Genomic DNA, 16,053 nt, shown 5'->3' on the forward strand with positions numbered 1-16,053 from the left:
AGGCAGATTTCCAACAAAAAACCGGCGCGGGGCCGGTTTTTTGCAGAATGACCGAGGGGGCTCAGGCCTGGTGCGCGGGCAGCACGGTGGCGCGGCATTCGCCGAAGCCGATGCGCGCGGCACCGGGCTTTTCGCACCAGCCGCTGAAGACCACGGCGTCGCCATCGAGCAGGAAGGTGCGGGTTTCGCCATTGCTCAGGCTCAAGGGCTTTTTGCCGCCTTCGGTGATCTCCAGCAAGGCACCGGCTTCGGCGATCGTGGGGCCGGACAGCGTGCCCGTACCCAGCAGGTCGCCGGGTTGCAGGTCGCAGCCGTTGACGGTGTGGTGGGCAATCAGCTGGGCCATGGTCCAGTAGGCGTGGCGATAGCTGGTCCGGGTGATCAGCTCGGCGTCCTTGCCTTCAGCACGCATCTTTTCGGTCTGGATGGCGACCGTGAGCTGTACGTCGAGCGCTCCGCGCTGCGAGTTGGCCTCGGAGCGCAGGTAGGGCAGGGGCTGAGGGTCGCCGAAGGGGCGGTCAAAGGCCGTGCGGTAGGGCTCCAGCGCTTCCAGCGTCACGATCCAGGGTGAGATGGTGGTGGCGAAGTTCTTGGACAGAAAGGGGCCCAGCGGCTGGTATTCCCAGGCCTGGATGTCGCGGGCCGACCAGTCATTGAGCAGGCACAGGCCGAAGATATGCCGCTCGGCGTCTTCGATGCCGACAGCCTCGCCCCAGGCATTGGCCGCGCCGGCGTAAATGCCCATCTCCAGCTCATAGTCGAGACGGTTGCAGGGCTTGAGCACGGGGTCGGTATCGGGGGCCTTGAGCTGACCGTTGGGGCGCTTGAAGTCCACGCCCGAGATGCGGATGCTGGAGGCGCGGCCATGGTAGCCGATGGGTACCCATTTGTAGTTCTCCATCAGCGGGTTGGTGGGGCGAAACAGCTTGCCCACATTGGTGGCGTGGTGCACGGAGGTGTAGAAGTCCGTGTAGTCGCCCACCTGAGCGGGAACCGTGTACTCCACATCGCTCTGGGGCACGAGGCAGGCCTTGAGCGCGGCTTCTTCGGGCGCGTCGACGCGCAGGCCGCGCGACAGCGCCAGGCGCAGGGCCGACCATGACGCGGGGCCCATGGCCATCAAGCCGTTGAGCCGGCCCTGCGCCGCTGCCTCGACCTGAGGCCGGACTTCGGCGCCCAGGGCCCCGGTATCGCGTACGGCCGCCATGTCCAGCACCTGGTCGCCGATCGCCACGCCGCCGCGAAAGGCTTCGCCGCTGCTCTTGCGGCGAAAGACCGCGAAGGGCAGGTTCTGGATCGGAAAGTCGCTGCGGCCGGTGTTGGCGCTGGCGACCCAGCTCTGCAGGCCGGTGTCGTGGGTTTCGTTCAATGCCATGTTCATCTCCTTGGAATGATTTGAATGGAACAGGCTGTGGCGCTTGTCTGCCCAGTGCCATCAGCCATGAAGGGGTGCCCGATCGGTGGAGTCTTGCCGGTGTCGCACTCACGCGGCGGTAAAGCCCCCGTCCATGGTCCACTGGGCTCCTCGCACCTGGGCCGCGTTGTCGCCGGCCAGAAAGCCGACCATGGCTGCCACCTGCTCCGCCGTCACAAAGGCCTGGGAAGGCTGCTTGGCGCCCAGCAGCCTGGCGCGGGCTGCCGCCTCTTCCAGCTGCTCGCGCTGCGCCAGGGCCTCGATCTGGGCCTGGACCAGCGGCGTGAGCACCCAGCCGGGGCAGATGGCATTGCAGGTCACGGGCGTGGTGGCCAGCTCCAGTGCCACGGATTTCGTCAGTCCCAGCAGGCCGTGCTTGCTGGCCACATAGGCGGGCTTGTGGGCCACGCCGACCAGGCCGCTGACGGAGGCCATATTGATGATGCGGCCCCAGCCGCGCTCCAGCATGGCCGGCGTGCAGGCCTGGATGCTGTGAAACGGCGCGCTCAGGTTGACGGCCATCAGCGCATCCCATTGGGACTGAGGAAAGCTCAGCACGGATTCCACATGCTGGATGCCGGCGTTGTTGACCAGAATGTCCACGGTGCCCAGCTCGGCCGCGATGCGCCGGGCCAGCGGCGCAATCGCCTGAGCGTCGCGCAGATCCAGTGGGTAATAGCGGGCGGCCACGCCCAGTGCCTGCAGCTCGGCGAGCCGTGCGTCCGTGGCGGCCGATGCCTCGGCGCTGCCGTGCATGGCAATCGCCGCGCCTTCGGCGGCCAGCTGCCTGGCAACGGCCCAGCCTATGCCGCTGGTGGAGCCGGTGATCCAGGCCACACGGCCTGCATGGGGTTTGCAGAGCGGGGCGGCGGTCATTTGAGCAGATCCATTTCCATGTGCACGTATTCGCTGATGAAGCGCACCTTGGCCCAGTAGACGACCAGGCCCTGGGGGTTGCGCGCCCAGCGCAGCGCCTGCATCAGCGGCGTGCCCAGCGGCACGTCCAGATGCGCGGCAATCAGTTCGTCGGCCGGTGCCACGCTCAGGTACTGGCGCGCCGCAGCGATCTGCGCCGGATCGTTGCCCAGTGCTTGCGCCAGGGTGGCACGCTCCAGCTGTTCCTGCAGCTTGGGGTAGAGGTTCTGCTCCAGGTACAGCTCGGACAGGCAGAAGCGCGCCTCGCCATGCTGGTGCACGCGCAGAAAATAGGCATAGGCCGGGGCCAGCTCTCCAGGGCATGGAAAGCCGGCGGGAATCGGCGGCACGCAGTCATGGGCCTGTTGCAGCGTGGTCTGCCGGATCTGTTCGCCAAAGGCCACCAGCTCTCGCCAGCTGGTGGGCAGCAGAAAGGACGGCGGCTTGCAGGGGCGGCCCACCACCCGGGTGCCGCCGCGCTTGCGGGTCTCCAGCAGGCCTTCGTCGACCAGCGCATGCACGGCCATGCGCACCGTGGTGCGCGAGACGCGGTGCAGGGCCTCCAGCTCCTCGACCGTGGGAATGCTCTGTCCTAGCGTCCAGTCTCCGTTCGTGATCTTGTTGCGGAACAGCCGGGCCAGCTGCAGGTGCAGCTTGTCGCGGGATTGGGAGGCGGTGGGCGCAGCAGTCATGGGCACGGGGTTGACGCAGGCAGTGTAGCAAATAAAGTATCTGAATAAATACTTTATAAATGAAAACACCCGGGCGTCCGCAGCGGCCGTGGAAAAAGAAGCTGGAGCGCTCCGGCCATGCATCGCGCAAGAGTTCACAAATGTCACCAATCTGGCGGTTCAAATGACTTTTAAACTCCACGCTTTTGATAGCGGACACTGCAAGCTGAGATTGCTTGCAATGCCTTTTGACAGGGGAAGCCCCCCGCCTGGGAGTTGTGAGTTTCATGGACATGCAGTACGAGTGGCAGTTTTTCCGTGCCGGCGAGGTGGACCAGGTGGTCATTCGCACAGGCCAGGACATTGCCCACATAGGTGAGCTGGATCAGAAGCTGTGGGTGGCCCTGGCCTGTCCCACACGCGGCATCGAGTTCGACAGCGCCACGCTGGATCTGATCGACGAGAGCAAGGACGGTCGCATTCGTCCCCCCGAGCTGGTGGCGGCCTGTCAATGGGCGGTGGCCCGAGTGCGTGATCCTCAGGTGCTGGCCGATGGCGGCGATGTGCTGCAGCTGCACAGCATCAACGATGCGACCGAAGAGGGTGCGCTGCTGCTGGCTGAGGCCAGGCGCGTGCTGGAACTCGCGGGCCTGCCCGATGCTCCGGCCATCACGCTGGCGCAGGTGCAGGAGCGCATGGCGTCGCTGCAGGCCCTGCGTTTCAATGGCGATGGCATCGTCAGTGCGGCCACGGCGGAGGGCGACGGGGCGCTGGCCGACCTGATCGGGCGCATTCAGGAGCTTTACGGTGCGGTGGACGGCAGCGACGGCGTGCCCGGCATCGATCGCGGCAAGGCCGAGGCCTTCTGGGAGGACGTGCAAGCCCTGCAAACCTGGTTTGACCGGGCTTCCGAGCTGGGTTGCCACCTGCAGCCGCGCGCGCTGGCGCTGGCGGCGGCCGAGGCCGTGAACGCCGTGCAGGCCAAGGTCGACGACTTTTTCGCCCGCACGCGGCTGGTGGAGTTCGATGCGAATGCACGTGCGCCGCTCAACCCCACGCCAGAAGGCTATGCCGCTTTGGGTGCGCAGGTGCTCAGCAATGCTTCGGAGTCTCTGGCGGCGCTGCCGCTGGCCGCCGTGACCGGCGAGCGCAGCCTGCCGCTGGTGCAGGGGGTCAACCCCGCCTGGGCCGAGGCCCTGCAGGCGCTGCGCGAGCAGGCCGTGCTACCCGTGTTCGGCGAGGCGCTGACGGCGCTGACGGAGGCGCAGTGGGATGAACTCAAGACCATGCTGGCGCACTGCCAGCAATGGCTGGCGCAGTGTCCGGCCACGCCGCTGGGTGCCGTGAGCGAGGCCGAGGTGCGGCAACTGCTGGGCAGCGGCCTGAAGAATGCGCTGATGCAGCTGCTGGACCAGGACGAGGCCGAGAAAGAGCACGCCCTGCAGGCCATGGCGCTGGAGAAGCTGATCCGCCTGCAGCGCGATCTGCTGCCCTTGCTCAACAACTTTGTCTCCTTCTCCAGCTTCTATCGGCGCGAAGGCGCGGCTTTCCAGGCCGGCACGCTGTTCCTGGATGGTCGCAGCTGCGATCTGACCGTGGAGGTGAGCGATGCCGCAACCCACTCGGTGCTGGCCGCCATGGCCAAAACCTATCTGGCCTATTGCGAGTGCAAGCGCGAAGGGCAGAAGAAGACCATCGTTGCGGCCTTCACGGCAGGCGATGTGGATTTTCTGTTCGTGGGGCGCAACGGCGTGTTCTACGACCGTGCGGGCCAGGACTGGGATGCGACCATCGTCAAGCTCATCGACAACCCGACCAGCATCGGCCAGGCCTTCTTCTCGCCCTACAAGAAGTTCCTGCGCATGATCGAGGAGCAGGTCGCCAAGCATGCCGCAGCCAAGAACGATGTGGTGAACGCCAGCCTCGGCGACAACGCGGCCAGGCTGGTGACGGCGCCCAAGGACCTGGCTGCGCCGGCTGCTGCGCCTGCGGCACGCAAGACCGATGTGGGCACGGTGGCCGCCATCGGCGTGGCGCTGGGCTCGCTGAGCGCCGTGATCGTCGGCATCTTCGGCAAGTTCATCGAACTGGGCCCCTGGATTCCGGTGGCCATTCTGGGCCTGATCCTGGCCATCTCCGGTCCCAGCATGCTGATTGCCTGGCTCAAGCTGCGTCAGCGCAGCCTGGGGCCGATTCTGGATGCCAGCGGCTGGGCCATCAATGGCCGCATGAACATCAACCTGGGTCTGGGCCGCAGCCTGTCGCAGACGGCCAGGGTGCCGGTCAATGCCCGGCGCAACTTTGCCGACCCTTATGCCGACAGCCATGGCCTGCGCAACAGCCTGTGCCTTCTGGCGCTGCTGGCCGCTGCCGTGCTGCTGGCCTGGCGCCTGCACTGGCTGGACGCCGTGCTGCCCGCCAGCTGGCAGCATGTCCCGGCGGCGGCCAGCGCGCCAGCGGTCACCGCACCGGCAGCGGCCGCAGCAGAGTCCGCTGTCAGGTAAGCCAGAGGCGTGTGCCGCCTGCAGAGGCTGGCGGAAAGCCCATCGCTTCGCTGCACCACCCAATACCGCTTGCATGGGTGCGGTATTGGGGGCTGGAGCCGGAATCTGTCCTAGAGTGCTGTTCTGTACTCACCGAAGCATCTTGGATGTGCATGCATTCAAGGTGCTTTTTCATTGCATTTGATGACAGGAGCAAGCCATGGGACGTGCCATCCATTCCGCGCATGAACTTCTCGCCACCAATGAGCGTGAGCTCTACGATCTTTCCCAGTCCGATGCGGCCCTGGTCAGGCTGAGCCCGGCCCAGCGCCGCCTGCAACTGCAGCGCGCCCGCGCCATGCGCGACCGGGCACGTGCGCTGTACCGCCGGCAGGTCGGCCATACGCTGCACCACACGGCCACCAAGCGTGGCTTCACGGGCATGGCCAATGAGCGCACCCGCCAGAAGGCCCAGGTGCTGTCCGAGGTGGTGCGCCGGCTGGCGGGCGAGCCGGCCTGAGTTCCCCGCGATCTCTGTGGAGCTTTTTTGCTATTTAAAAGTGAGCGTCTTACGCTCGCAATTCATGGATTTCAATATCAAATACCATTGAAATCATTGAATCAATTGCGTAGTAAGCTCATTTTTTATGCGTGGGGCAGATACACGGCCGACAGCAGCGGCATGCCGGTGCGGCGCGTGAACTCCTCGTAGCTGATGGGCGGGCCCATGCGGGTGTCGGCGCTGTTGGCCTGCCAGTACACCCAGCTCTTGCCGGTGCTGGCGTCATAGACCAGCTTGAAGAGGTAGTCGGGCACCGCCACCTTGCTCTCGCCGATGGTGGCGGCGTTCTTGTTGAAGACAGGGCCGGTGAAGACAAAGACATCGCCTCGGGCGCGCAGCGCATATTTGCGCGTGGCCTGTTCCACCTGACTCCAGGCGCCCGCGTTGTGCACCTGGTTCTGCGGCACCATGTTTGCGAGACTGAAGCTCTGGGCCATGGCCTCGGGCGTGCTCATGTCGGCCGCCGGGGCCATATGGCCGCGCGAGAAACCGGAGCGCTTGTAGTCGTCGAGCTCGGAGCGCTCGGCGCGCGGCAGGCGGGCGTCGGCATAGAACTTGTCGCTGCGCTGCAAGCCCTGGGCCTGCTGCAGCTGATGGCGGTTCAGGCGCTCGGCCACGAACACCGGGGTCTTGGTGCTGCCGTTGTGCAGTACGGCAAAACCCGAAAAGCACAGCTCGCGCTCAAGGGGGTGAAGCTGCAGGGCCGGTGCCTTGCCGCCGGGAAAGAACTGGGGGCAGTGGGCAAAGTGCGTGGGCTGGGCCGTGGCCGTGGCATCGGCCTTGTCCACCTTGCCGGCCACGCTGCCCGTGTGGCCGCGGGAGCCGGAATGCAGGCCCTCCAGATCCGGCCAGCCGTTCTTGCGAAAGGCCTGCAGGGTCTGCCCGAGTGCATCGAGTGCGGGGATATGCAGGGCTGCCAGCGCCTGACCCAGCAGTTTCTCGGCGGAGACGCTGGGATTGAAGCTGCAGCTGGCAATCTGGAAGCTGGCCAGTGCCGCAGCGCCCGCAGACAGTGCGAAGCGCCTGAGGCGGGAGAAGCGGTCGCCAGCGGTCTTGGAGGCGGTGCCGCGCTTGCGCGCAGGCGTTTTCTTTTTCTTGGCGGTCGTCATTGAGGCGGCAATGTTACGCCGCTTGAATGCCGCCAAAAGCCTGGTGCGGGCTGCGTGCCGCACTTTGTGTGCCCGGCAATGAAACCGTATGTGAACCGGTTGCCCGCAGGCGACTCAAGGGGTCAGGCTCGGGCTCTTCGGTTGCCGGTATCGGCCCGGCGTCAGGCCCAGGTGCTTGCGAAATGCTTGGCCCATATGCGACTGGTGATTGAAGCCGCATTCCAGCGCGATCTGCACGAGGGGCAGATCGGCGCTCTGCAGCATGGCACGGGCGGCCTGCAGCCGGGTTTCCGTGATCCAGGCATGTGGCGTCATGCCCGTGCGCCGAGTGAACTCACGCAGAAAGCGCAAGGGGCTGGTGTCCACCATGGCGGACAGATCGGCGATGCGCAGCGGCCTGTCGAATTCGGCGGCAATGCGGTCCAGCACGCGCCCATAGCCGGCATCGGGGTGCGCGTCGGCGATGTGGGGGCCGCTCTTGCTGCACTCCAGCAACCGCAGTGCAGACTGCTCGATGGCCAGCGCATCCGGTCGATCACACAGCAGCAGCCGGCGCAGATGCAATGCAATCTGCAATGCCGCACGCTGGCCAGTCCGAGAAACGCGTCGCGACGGCCCGGGCGCATCGGCCTCATGGGGCGCGTAGCGCAGCACCAGATATTCACCGCCGGTGGCCGATTCGGAGAACACCTCGATGCCGGCGGGCGTATGGCTGAGGGTGCCAGGCCAGGTGTCGAAGTCCACGCGCCTGTCGGAGGCGATGGCGTGCACGCCCTGCTGCCTTTGCAGCGCAATGCCGAGTGAATGCATGCGCACTGGGTCGCGGCTGCTGTAGGGCGCGCGGCCGAGCAGCTGGATCTGCACGGATGGCGTATCGGTTGCCGAAGGCTGAATCAGATGGGGCTTCATGGCGGGCTGAAATTTCATGATAGACGATGGCGGCCGGCCGGCCTCACACTGTTGCTCATGAATCAAGACCTGCAAACAAGCACCGGGCCGCATCGCGTTTTAGGCCTGATCGGCGGCATGAGCTGGGAGTCCAGCGCCGAGTACTACCGCCTGATCAACCAGGGTGTCCGGGAGCGTCTGGGTGCGTTGCGCTCGGCCAGACTGCTGATGTACAGCGTGGACTTCGGCCCTGTCGAGCAGGCCCAGCATGCAGGCCGCTGGGACGATGCGGCGGCGCTGCTGGCCGATGCTGCCCGGCGCCTGCAGGCCGGGGGTGCCGACTGTGTGCTGCTTTGCACCAACACCATGCACAGGGTGGCGGATCAGGTGGCGGCAGCCGTGTCGATTCCGTTTGTGCACATAGCCGACCCGGTCGGGGCGGCTGCGCGTGCAGCCGGTGTGCAGGTGCTGGGGCTGCTGGGTACGCGCTTCACCATGGAGCAGCCGTTCCTGCGCGAGAGGCTGGAGCAGCAGTTCGGCCTGAAGGTGCTGGTCCCTGGCGAGGCCGAGCGAACGCAGGTGCATCGCATCATCTATGAGGAGCTTTGCGCGGGGCAGATCAGCGATGTGTCGCGAAAGCTCTATCAGCGAGCCATCGAGTCATTGGCGGCCCGCGGGGCGCAGGCCGTGGTGCTGGGCTGCACGGAGATCGGCTTGCTCGTCAAGCCCGCAGACAGCGTGCTGCCGGTGCTGGATACCACGGCCTTGCATGCAGCGGCGGCCGTGGATTTTGCCTTGCAGGTTTGAAACGCAGGACTTCAGCGCTCCAAGTCCGGCGGGAGGATTTCCGGAATGGCGCAATGCGTGCCGGCCTCGTTCATGGCGATGTCATGCTCGTGCTTGGCCACTTCCACCGACATGGCCTGGGGCAGTGCAACGGCGTTCTTCACGGCCAGGATTTCGGCCATCACGCTCACGGCGATCTCTGCCGGAGTCTTGCTGCCGATATAGAGACCGATGGGGCCGCGCAGCCTGGCCAGCGAGGCTTCGGTCTCGCCGAAGTGCTCCATCATGCGCTCGCGCCTGGAGTGGTTGTTGCGGCGCGAGCCGATGGCGCCCACATAGAAGGCCGGGCTGTGCAGGGCTTCGAGCAGGGCCAGGTCATCGAGCTTGGGGTCGTGGGTGAGGGCGACGATGCAGCTGCGCGCATCGGGCTTGAAGGCCGTGACCGCATCGTCCGGCATGTCGGTGACGGTGTTGACCTGGGGCACCGACCAGCTGCCCATGTATTCCTCGCGCGGGTCGCAGACGGTGACCGTGAAGCCGTTGAACAAGGCCATGGTGGCCAGGTATTCGGCCAGGGCCCCCGCACCGATCAGCAGCATGCGGTAGCCGGGGCCCAGGTGGTTGACGAGCTGCTGGCCGTCAAACTCCAGCGTGTCGGGGTGCTCGGCCGTCTCCAGACGGACTTCGCCGCTGCGGCAATCGACGCTGCGTTTCACCAGGGAGCCGGCTTCCAGTTCGGTCACCAGTTGCTGCAGGCTGGCGGCATCGGGGTTGAATTCCAGCAGCAGCTCCAGCGTGCCGCCGCAGGGCAGGCCGAAGCGGTGGGCTTCGTCGGCACTCACGCCGTAGCGCACCTGCTGCGGAGGGCCGTCGGGAATGCCCAGGTTCTGGTTCAGGGCGCGGGTGTGGCGGGCGATCAGGTCGTCTTCTATGCAGCCGCCGGACACCGAGCCAATGGCGCGTCCGTCCTCGCGCAAGGCCATCATGGAGCCCACGGGGCGCGGAGACGAGCCCCAGGTGCGCACCACGGTGGCCAGCAAGGCGTGCTGGCCGGCCGAGCGCCAGTCTCGCAATGCCTTGAGTACCAAGACGTCGATATTGTCCATTGCTTGCTTTCTCTCTGTTGATCTCGCCCGCCGCAATTTTGAAGCAACCAGCGGGCCCTGGGTAGGTGCGCTACCCGTAGATGATCGCGGCGCAAAAAGGCCTTCCGTGGCCGGATGGACACGGAAGGCCGGCGTGTGAGGCGCTGTGGCAGCGCCTGCTGTCAATGCGCCTGGGTCTGCTTGCGTAGCTGGCCGACCCTGGCAGGCAGGTCCTTCCATTCGTCCACGCCATACTGGACACGCATGGTGTTGAGCAGGGTGGCGATCTGCGCATCGCTGAGCGCATGGCGGAAGGCCGGCATGGTGCCCAGGTCGGCATGGGCCGGATGTTGCACGCCTTCGAGCACGGCCATGATGGCGTTGTCGGGCGACGCGGAATGCAGGCTGGTGCTGAGGGCCAGCTGGGGTCGCACGCCGAAGCTGCTGCCCGAGGGGTCTGCCTTGTGGCAGGCCATGCAGGCGCCCTGGTACAGGCGGTAGCCTTCGGCATCGAGCGCCAGCTTGGGCTTGGCAGTCTTCTCTTCGATGAGTGCCTTGGCATCGCCAGGGGCGGCGTCGGCCTTGCGGTAGCTCATCAGATAGGTGGCAATGGCGTCGAGGTCGGCATCGCTTTGCTGCGACAGGCCGTGGGCCACGGGAGCCATGGGGCCGGCTGCCACACTGTGGCGGGCCGAGAAGCCGGTCTTCATATAGTCGACCAGATCCTGCTTGGTCCAGGGCAGGGGCGAGGCCGTCTTGTCCGTCAGAGCGGGAGCATCCCAGCCTTCGGCGCTGCCGCCGGTCAGGTGGAACTCACCCGTTTTCTCGGCGGCCAGGCCGTTGCGCGGTGTGTGGCAGGCGCTGCAGTGACCCAGGCCTTCGACCAGGTAGGCACCGCGATTCCACTCGGGAGCCTGCTTTTCATCGTCCTTGACGACGCCGGGCTTGAGGTAGAGCCAGTTCCAGGCCGCAATGCCGCGGCGCACGTTGTAGGGGAAGTTCAGCGCCGTCTTGGGCGCCTCGTTCTCCACGGCAGGCTCGCTCATCAGGAAGGCGTACAAGGCCTTCATGTCCTCATCCGTTACGCGGCTGAAGGCCGTGTAGGGGAAGGCGGGGTAGAGGTACTGGCCTTCGCGGTCCACGCCGTGGCGCATGGCGCGCTCGAAGGCTTCATAGCTCCAGCTGCCGATGCCGGTCTGCAGATCGGGCGTGATGTTGCTGGTGTAGATGGTGCCGAAGGGGCTGGGCATGGCCAGACCGCCCGCGTTGGTCTTGCCGTTGGCTGCCGTGTGGCAGACGGCGCAGTCGCCCATGGCGGCCAGCAGCCTGCCCTTGGCAATCTGCTGGGGCGTGAAGTCGGCAGCGGGAATGGCTGACTGGGGCGCAATCTCGCCCTGATGGGTGAGAGCCAGGCCGGCGGCAGCCAGCACGACCACTACAGCCGCACCGCCCGCCAGAATCTTTTGGAACGTTCGCATATCTATGTTCTTTATCGGTGGAGTCACTTGGACGAGGCGGCGCTGCTCTTGGCTGCCTTGAGCGCGGCCAGCACGCGGCTGGGCGTGAACGGCACTTCCAGCAGGCGCACGCCGGTGGCGTCAAAGATGGCGTTGGCCACGGCGGCGGCGCTGGGCACGGAAGCCGATTCGCCGGCGCCCATGGGCGCCTCGTTGGGGCGCTCGACCAGCAGCGAGTCGATCTCGGGCAGCTCGTCAAAGCGCAGGATGGGGTAGCCGCCCCATTCCACGGAGGTGACGCCGCTCTTGTCGAAGGTGACGAACTCCTTGAGCACGCGGCTGGTGGACTGCACCACGTTGCCGTGCACTTGATGACGCACGCCTGCGGGGTTGACCATGGCACCGGTGTCCTGGGCGACAAAGACCTTGTCGACCTTGACTTCGCCGGTTTCGCGGTCCACGGTCACGTCGACCACCCAGGTCGCCCAGGCCGCACCGTAGCCGGGGAACTTGCTGTGGAAGTAGCGGGCATAGGCAAAGCCGCGACCCTTGACCAGGCGCTGATCGTCCGGTGCCGCATTGCGCCGGGCCGGGCCTTCCTGCCAGTGGCACTGCTTCTTGGCTTCGGCAATCAGCGCCACGGCACGCGGGTCCTTGAGGTAGCGCAGACGGTACTCGATGGGGTCGGCCTTGGCCAGGTAGGCGCATTCGTCGATCCAGGACTCATGGGCGAACACATTGGGCAGGGCGGAGACGCCGCGCATCCACGAGGCGCGCACGATGGGCACGGCGTCCTGGGAGATCACGCGCATCTTGGGGTATTCGTACTGCGGGATGGCCGTGCGGTCGCCCATCTGCTGGGCCTCGATCTTGGCGGACACCTTGCCCGTGAGGATCAGGGCCAGCGCCGGGGCGTTGTTCGAGGGATAGCAGGTGCGCATCTCGTAGGCGGCCACATTGTTGTGCTCGTCCAGGCCGCCGCGCACGCGAATCAGCTGGCCCGTGCCCTTGGGCTCCCAGCCGGCTTCCTGCTCGCGCATCAGCTGCACGCGCACGGGCCTGCCCACGGCGGCCGCCATCAGCACGGCATCCGAGCAGACGTCGTCTGCGCAGTTGCGGCCGTAGCAGCCAGAGGCTTCGAGTCGGGTGACGTTGATGTTGTCGGCATTCACGTCCATGAGCTTGGCAATGTCCTTGCACACGTCGTGAGGGTTCTGAGAGCCGGTCCAGACCTGGATCTGGCCGTTGCCGACTTCGGCAATCGCGCAGGACGGGCCGATGGAGCCATGAGCGTGATAGGGCCAGACATAGTCGCGGGTCAGCGCAGTCTTGACCTGCTCGATGGCCTGCAAGGCCCCCTCGTCTTCCTGCAGCACGCGGTCGGTCTTGGCGTGGTCCACCAGGGTCTGGTGCAGGCCGCTCAGCGACATATCGGGCAGGCCGCTCCATTCCTTCCAGGTGACCTTGAGCTGGCGCATGGCCGCGATGGCCTGCTCTTCACGCTCGGCCACCACGCCCACGAAGTCGCCCTTGACCACGACCTTGACGATGCCGGGCAGATGGGCGATGGACTTCTCGTCCACCGACACCAGGCTGGAGCCCAGGGGCGCCGTGGCATCGGCGCCGGTGTAGGGCGGACGGATCACGCGGCCGTGCAGCATGCCGGGCACGCGCAGGTCGTGGATATAGGTCAGCGCGCCCAGCACCTTGTTGGGGATGTCCACGCGCTGCACCGATTTGCCGATGTACTCGAAACCGGACTTGCGCAGCTCGATCTTGTCGTCGACCTCGATCTGCAGATCCTGGCCGTGAACCAGCTCGCCATAGCCGTAGCGCTTGCCGCCCGCGATGACCACGCCTTTCTGGGTGGTGATGCGGTCAGCGGGAACACCGGATTTTTCGCTGGCCAGCTTGATCAGCAGCTGGCGCACCTGCGCTGCGGCATGGCGCATGGGCAGGGACGACACCTGGATGGTGTTGCTGGCAATGGTGGGGCCCAGATCCGGGGTGCGGGCGGTGTGGCCCAGCACCATGGTCACGGCGGCAAAGTCCACATACAGCTCGTCAGCCACCAGCTGGCCCAGAGCCGTGCGCACGCCCGTGCCCAGGTCCACGTGGCCGTTGTAGGCCGTGACGGAGCCGTCGGCGCCAATCGCGATGAAGCTGTCCACCAGCTTGGCCGAAGGAATGGGGAAAGCGCCCTTGGCAGCCGCTTCGGGGGCGGTCTGGGCCATCAGCAGATGGCCGCCTGCGACGGAGCCGACCATCAGCATGCCGCCGGCCTTGAGCAGCTGGCGACGGGTGAGCTGGGCGTGATTGTCGTGGGAGAAGAATTTCATGATCAGGCAGCCTTTGCGGTGGAGGATGCGCCGGCGGCGGGGAGGGCGGGGCTGTGGCCCTGGGCAATCAGCTCGCGGGCGCGGGCGGCGGCCTGCATGATTTCCACATGGGTGCCGCAGCGGCACAGATGGCCGGACAGCGCATGCCGGATTTCCTCGTCGCTGGCCTGGGGCTGCTGGTTGAACAGGGCGACCAGCGCCATGATCATTCCGTTGGTGCAATAGCCGCACTGCGCAGCCTGCGCATCCACAAAGGCTTGCTGCACCACATGCAGGGTGTAGGTGCGCGGGGTGGCCGCCGCCTTGTCCTTGGCGGCGCTGACGTCCAGCACGGCGCGGTCCTGCAGGGCCTGCGCATTGGCGGCCTTGCTGGCGTCAGGCGACAGGCCTTCCAGCGTGGTGACTTTCTTGCCGTCGACCGCCTTCAGGGGCACGGAGCAGGAGCGCGCCACCTTGCCGTCGATCAGCACGGCGCAGGCACCGCACTCGCCCAGGCCGCAGCCGAACTTGGGGCCGTTGAGCTGCATGTCATTGCGCAGCACATACAAAAGAGGGGTGTCGGCAGTGGCGCTTTGCGCATCCACTTCCTGGCCGTTCAGAGTGAATTTCATGACGTAGGTTTCAAGGAGTCAGTCTTATATATGTGTAGTCAATTATATGACTAGACAAAAATAAATGAAGCCGACTTGATATAAAGCAGATCCAGTTGCTCTGGTGTGTCCTGGCGGTGCAGGCCTGGCCGGTGCGGGGCGGCGCTTTCCGATCCGGTCTGTCGGCACAGCCCGGGCTGGCGTGGTTCAGGCGGAGGCCCGACCGGGCCGGCGCGCGGCTGGGCCGGTGCAGTCGGATTCCTTCCGGCGCACCTTGAGAGCGGGGCATCATGGCCGATGGGGGCGGGATGCCGCTGCGAGGGCCGACATGGGATTGAAACGATGGAGAAATGCGGCTTCAATGCTCAGGTGCCGAAAGCCGCAAGGCGTCGGTGCAGCGATGGAGAGGTTTCGCGGTCTGCAGCAGGCAGGCATTCTTCAGTCCCAGTCAAGGAGAGCCAGGATGGTCAGCAAGAACACGATTTGTCTCTGGTACGAAAGCGAGGCCCTGGAAGCCGCCCGGTTCTACGCCCAGACCTTCCCCGACAGCACCGTGGGCGCCGTCCACCACGCACCGGGCGACTACCCGTCCGGCAAGCAGGGCGACGTGTTGACGGTCGAATTCACGGTCATGGGGATTCCCTGTCTGGGTCTGAACGGCGGCCCGGCGTTCAGGCACAGCGAGGCGTTTTCGTTTCAGGTCGCAACAGACAGCCAGGAGGAAACGGATCGTCTGTGGGACGCCATCGTCGGCAACGGCGGCCAGGAAAGTCAGTGCGGCTGGTGCAAGGACCGCTGGGGTCTGTCATGGCAGATCACACCGCGCGTGCTGACTACGGCCATTGCCGATCCGGACCGTGCTGCCGCCGGGCGGGCCTTCGAAGCCATGATGGAGATGAGGAAGATCGATATTGCCGCCATCGAGGCGGCATGGCGCGGCTCATCGTCTTGAAGGGCTTTGGTGCCCGGGATGATCCTCCAGGTCGGTGGCTCCATCCGCGTTGCTCCCGAGGACGAAGGCCGGGCGGCCCAATGGCTTTGCGACGACCTTGGCCAAATGCCGGCCGCGCTGGACCCGGTGCCCGAGCAGGTGCCCGTGACGGCGAGCGCCTCGTCGATGGATGTGACCGACCGGGCCGAAGACGCGGACTTTGCCGGGACCTCGCGCCCATCCCGCGCGGATCAACGCCGACGAGGACATGACCGTGGTCTGGCGTCTTGCGCTGCGGCTCAGGGCGGGGGCATGGCGGCCAGCCGGCTGGCTTCGGGCTGGGCCTTGGCCAGCAGAAAATCGATGCAGGTGCGTACGGCCTTGGTCTGATGCCGGTTGGGCAGGTAGAGCAGATACATGTGCGTGCCGAAGATGCTGAGGCGGTATTCGTCCAGCGTGCTCAGCACTTCGCCCGTGGCCAGCTTGTCCTGCACCACATAGTCCGGCACCAGGCCCACCCCCAGACCCGCCAGGATGCCGTCGCGCAGAAACGGGAAATGCTCGGAGATCATGGTGGGCTCCAGCATCACCTCGTGGCGCTCGGCGCCCAGGTACGCGGCCAGCCGCAACTGCCGGCCCGTGACGCCGGCGGTGATCAGCGGACTGGCTCGCAGGGCGTGCAGCGTCCGGGGCAGGCCGTGGGTCTGCGCATATTCGCGCGAGGCGCAGGCCAGGTAGCGCACCGTGCCCATGCTGCGCGCCACCAGGGACAGGGGCGGCTCCTGGATCACGCGCACGATGATGTCCACATCGTCGCGCAGAT

At 66.0% G+C, this 16,053-nt stretch carries 14 protein-coding genes and 1 pseudogene; 5 read left to right on the forward strand and 10 right to left on the reverse strand.

Annotation, left to right across the window (positions count from 1 at the left end; translation table 11 throughout):
• Positions 1-61 precede the first annotated feature (61 nt).
• From fahA to E2583_RS19575, 3 genes are all read right to left on the reverse strand, one after another.
• Positions 62-1,375 carry a fumarylacetoacetase gene (gene fahA / locus E2583_RS19565; RefSeq protein WP_291597886.1) on the reverse strand — a complete coding sequence of 438 codons (1,314 nt, stop codon included), beginning with the start codon at positions 1,373-1,375 and terminating at the stop codon, positions 62-64.
• A 108-nt stretch (positions 1,376-1,483) separates the two neighbouring features.
• Positions 1,484-2,290, reverse strand: coding sequence for a 3-hydroxybutyrate dehydrogenase (locus tag E2583_RS19570; RefSeq protein WP_291597887.1), 807 nt, complete (start codon positions 2,288-2,290; stop codon positions 1,484-1,486).
• Positions 2,287-3,021 carry a GntR family transcriptional regulator gene (locus E2583_RS19575; RefSeq protein WP_291597888.1) on the reverse strand — a complete coding sequence of 245 codons (735 nt, stop codon included), beginning with the start codon at positions 3,019-3,021 and terminating at the stop codon, positions 2,287-2,289. The genes E2583_RS19570 and E2583_RS19575 overlap by 4 nt, the downstream gene beginning before the upstream one ends.
• Before the next feature lie 266 nt (positions 3,022-3,287).
• Here E2583_RS19575 and E2583_RS19580 point away from each other — a divergent pair, with 266 nt between their 5' ends.
• Positions 3,288-5,504 (forward strand): hypothetical protein, encoded by a 2,217-nt coding sequence (locus tag E2583_RS19580; protein WP_291597889.1) that lies wholly within the window; start codon positions 3,288-3,290, stop codon positions 5,502-5,504.
• Positions 5,505-5,703: 199 nt separating this feature from the next.
• Positions 5,704-6,003, forward strand: coding sequence for a hypothetical protein (locus E2583_RS19585; protein WP_003052108.1), 300 nt, complete (start codon positions 5,704-5,706; stop codon positions 6,001-6,003).
• A gap of 125 nt (positions 6,004-6,128) precedes the next feature.
• On the opposite strand, the gene E2583_RS19590 is transcribed toward E2583_RS19585, so the two are convergent.
• Positions 6,129-7,154, reverse strand: a complete 1,026-nt coding sequence (locus E2583_RS19590; RefSeq protein WP_291597890.1) for a DNA/RNA non-specific endonuclease — start codon at positions 7,152-7,154, stop codon at positions 6,129-6,131.
• Positions 7,155-7,268: 114 nt separating this feature from the next.
• Positions 7,269-8,063, reverse strand: a complete 795-nt coding sequence (locus E2583_RS19595; protein ID WP_367158602.1) for a helix-turn-helix domain-containing protein — start codon at positions 8,061-8,063, stop codon at positions 7,269-7,271.
• A 57-nt stretch (positions 8,064-8,120) separates the two neighbouring features.
• On the opposite strand from E2583_RS19595, the gene E2583_RS19600 reads away from it, so the two are divergent.
• Positions 8,121-8,849: an aspartate/glutamate racemase family protein gene (locus tag E2583_RS19600; protein ID WP_291597892.1), complete on the forward strand. Its 729-nt coding sequence runs from the start codon at positions 8,121-8,123 to the stop codon at positions 8,847-8,849.
• Positions 8,850-8,860: 11 nt separating this feature from the next.
• Here the strand turns inward: E2583_RS19600 and E2583_RS19605 are convergent, their stop codons facing one another.
• From E2583_RS19605 to E2583_RS19620, 4 genes are all read right to left on the reverse strand, one after another.
• Complete coding sequence (locus E2583_RS19605) at positions 8,861-9,934, reverse strand: XdhC family protein (protein WP_291597893.1); 1,074 nt, start codon at positions 9,932-9,934, stop codon at positions 8,861-8,863.
• 161 nt (positions 9,935-10,095) lie between these two features.
• Positions 10,096-11,391, reverse strand: coding sequence for a cytochrome c (locus tag E2583_RS19610; RefSeq protein WP_291597894.1), 1,296 nt, complete (start codon positions 11,389-11,391; stop codon positions 10,096-10,098).
• A gap of 23 nt (positions 11,392-11,414) precedes the next feature.
• Positions 11,415-13,709 carry a molybdopterin cofactor-binding domain-containing protein gene (locus E2583_RS19615; protein WP_291597895.1) on the reverse strand — a complete coding sequence of 765 codons (2,295 nt, stop codon included), beginning with the start codon at positions 13,707-13,709 and terminating at the stop codon, positions 11,415-11,417.
• A gap of 2 nt (positions 13,710-13,711) precedes the next feature.
• Positions 13,712-14,320 carry a (2Fe-2S)-binding protein gene (locus E2583_RS19620; RefSeq protein WP_291597896.1) on the reverse strand — a complete coding sequence of 203 codons (609 nt, stop codon included), beginning with the start codon at positions 14,318-14,320 and terminating at the stop codon, positions 13,712-13,714.
• Positions 14,321-14,762: 442 nt separating this feature from the next.
• Between E2583_RS19620 and E2583_RS19625 the strand changes: the two genes are divergently transcribed.
• Positions 14,763-15,251 carry a VOC family protein gene (locus E2583_RS19625; RefSeq protein ID WP_291597897.1) on the forward strand — a complete coding sequence of 163 codons (489 nt, stop codon included), beginning with the start codon at positions 14,763-14,765 and terminating at the stop codon, positions 15,249-15,251.
• Positions 15,252-15,260: 9 nt separating this feature from the next.
• A pseudogene (locus tag E2583_RS19630) lies at positions 15,261-15,507 on the forward strand (3-keto-5-aminohexanoate cleavage protein); the annotation flags it as partial.
• Between the two features lie 22 nt (positions 15,508-15,529).
• Here the strand turns inward: E2583_RS19630 and E2583_RS19635 are convergent.
• On the reverse strand, positions 15,530-16,053 hold a 524-nt coding region (locus E2583_RS19635), incomplete at its 5' end, for a LysR substrate-binding domain-containing protein (protein ID WP_291597898.1).

Origin of the sequence: Comamonas sp., from assembly GCF_009360615.1 — a bacterium.
GTDB lineage: Bacteria > Pseudomonadota > Gammaproteobacteria > Burkholderiales > Burkholderiaceae_C > Comamonas.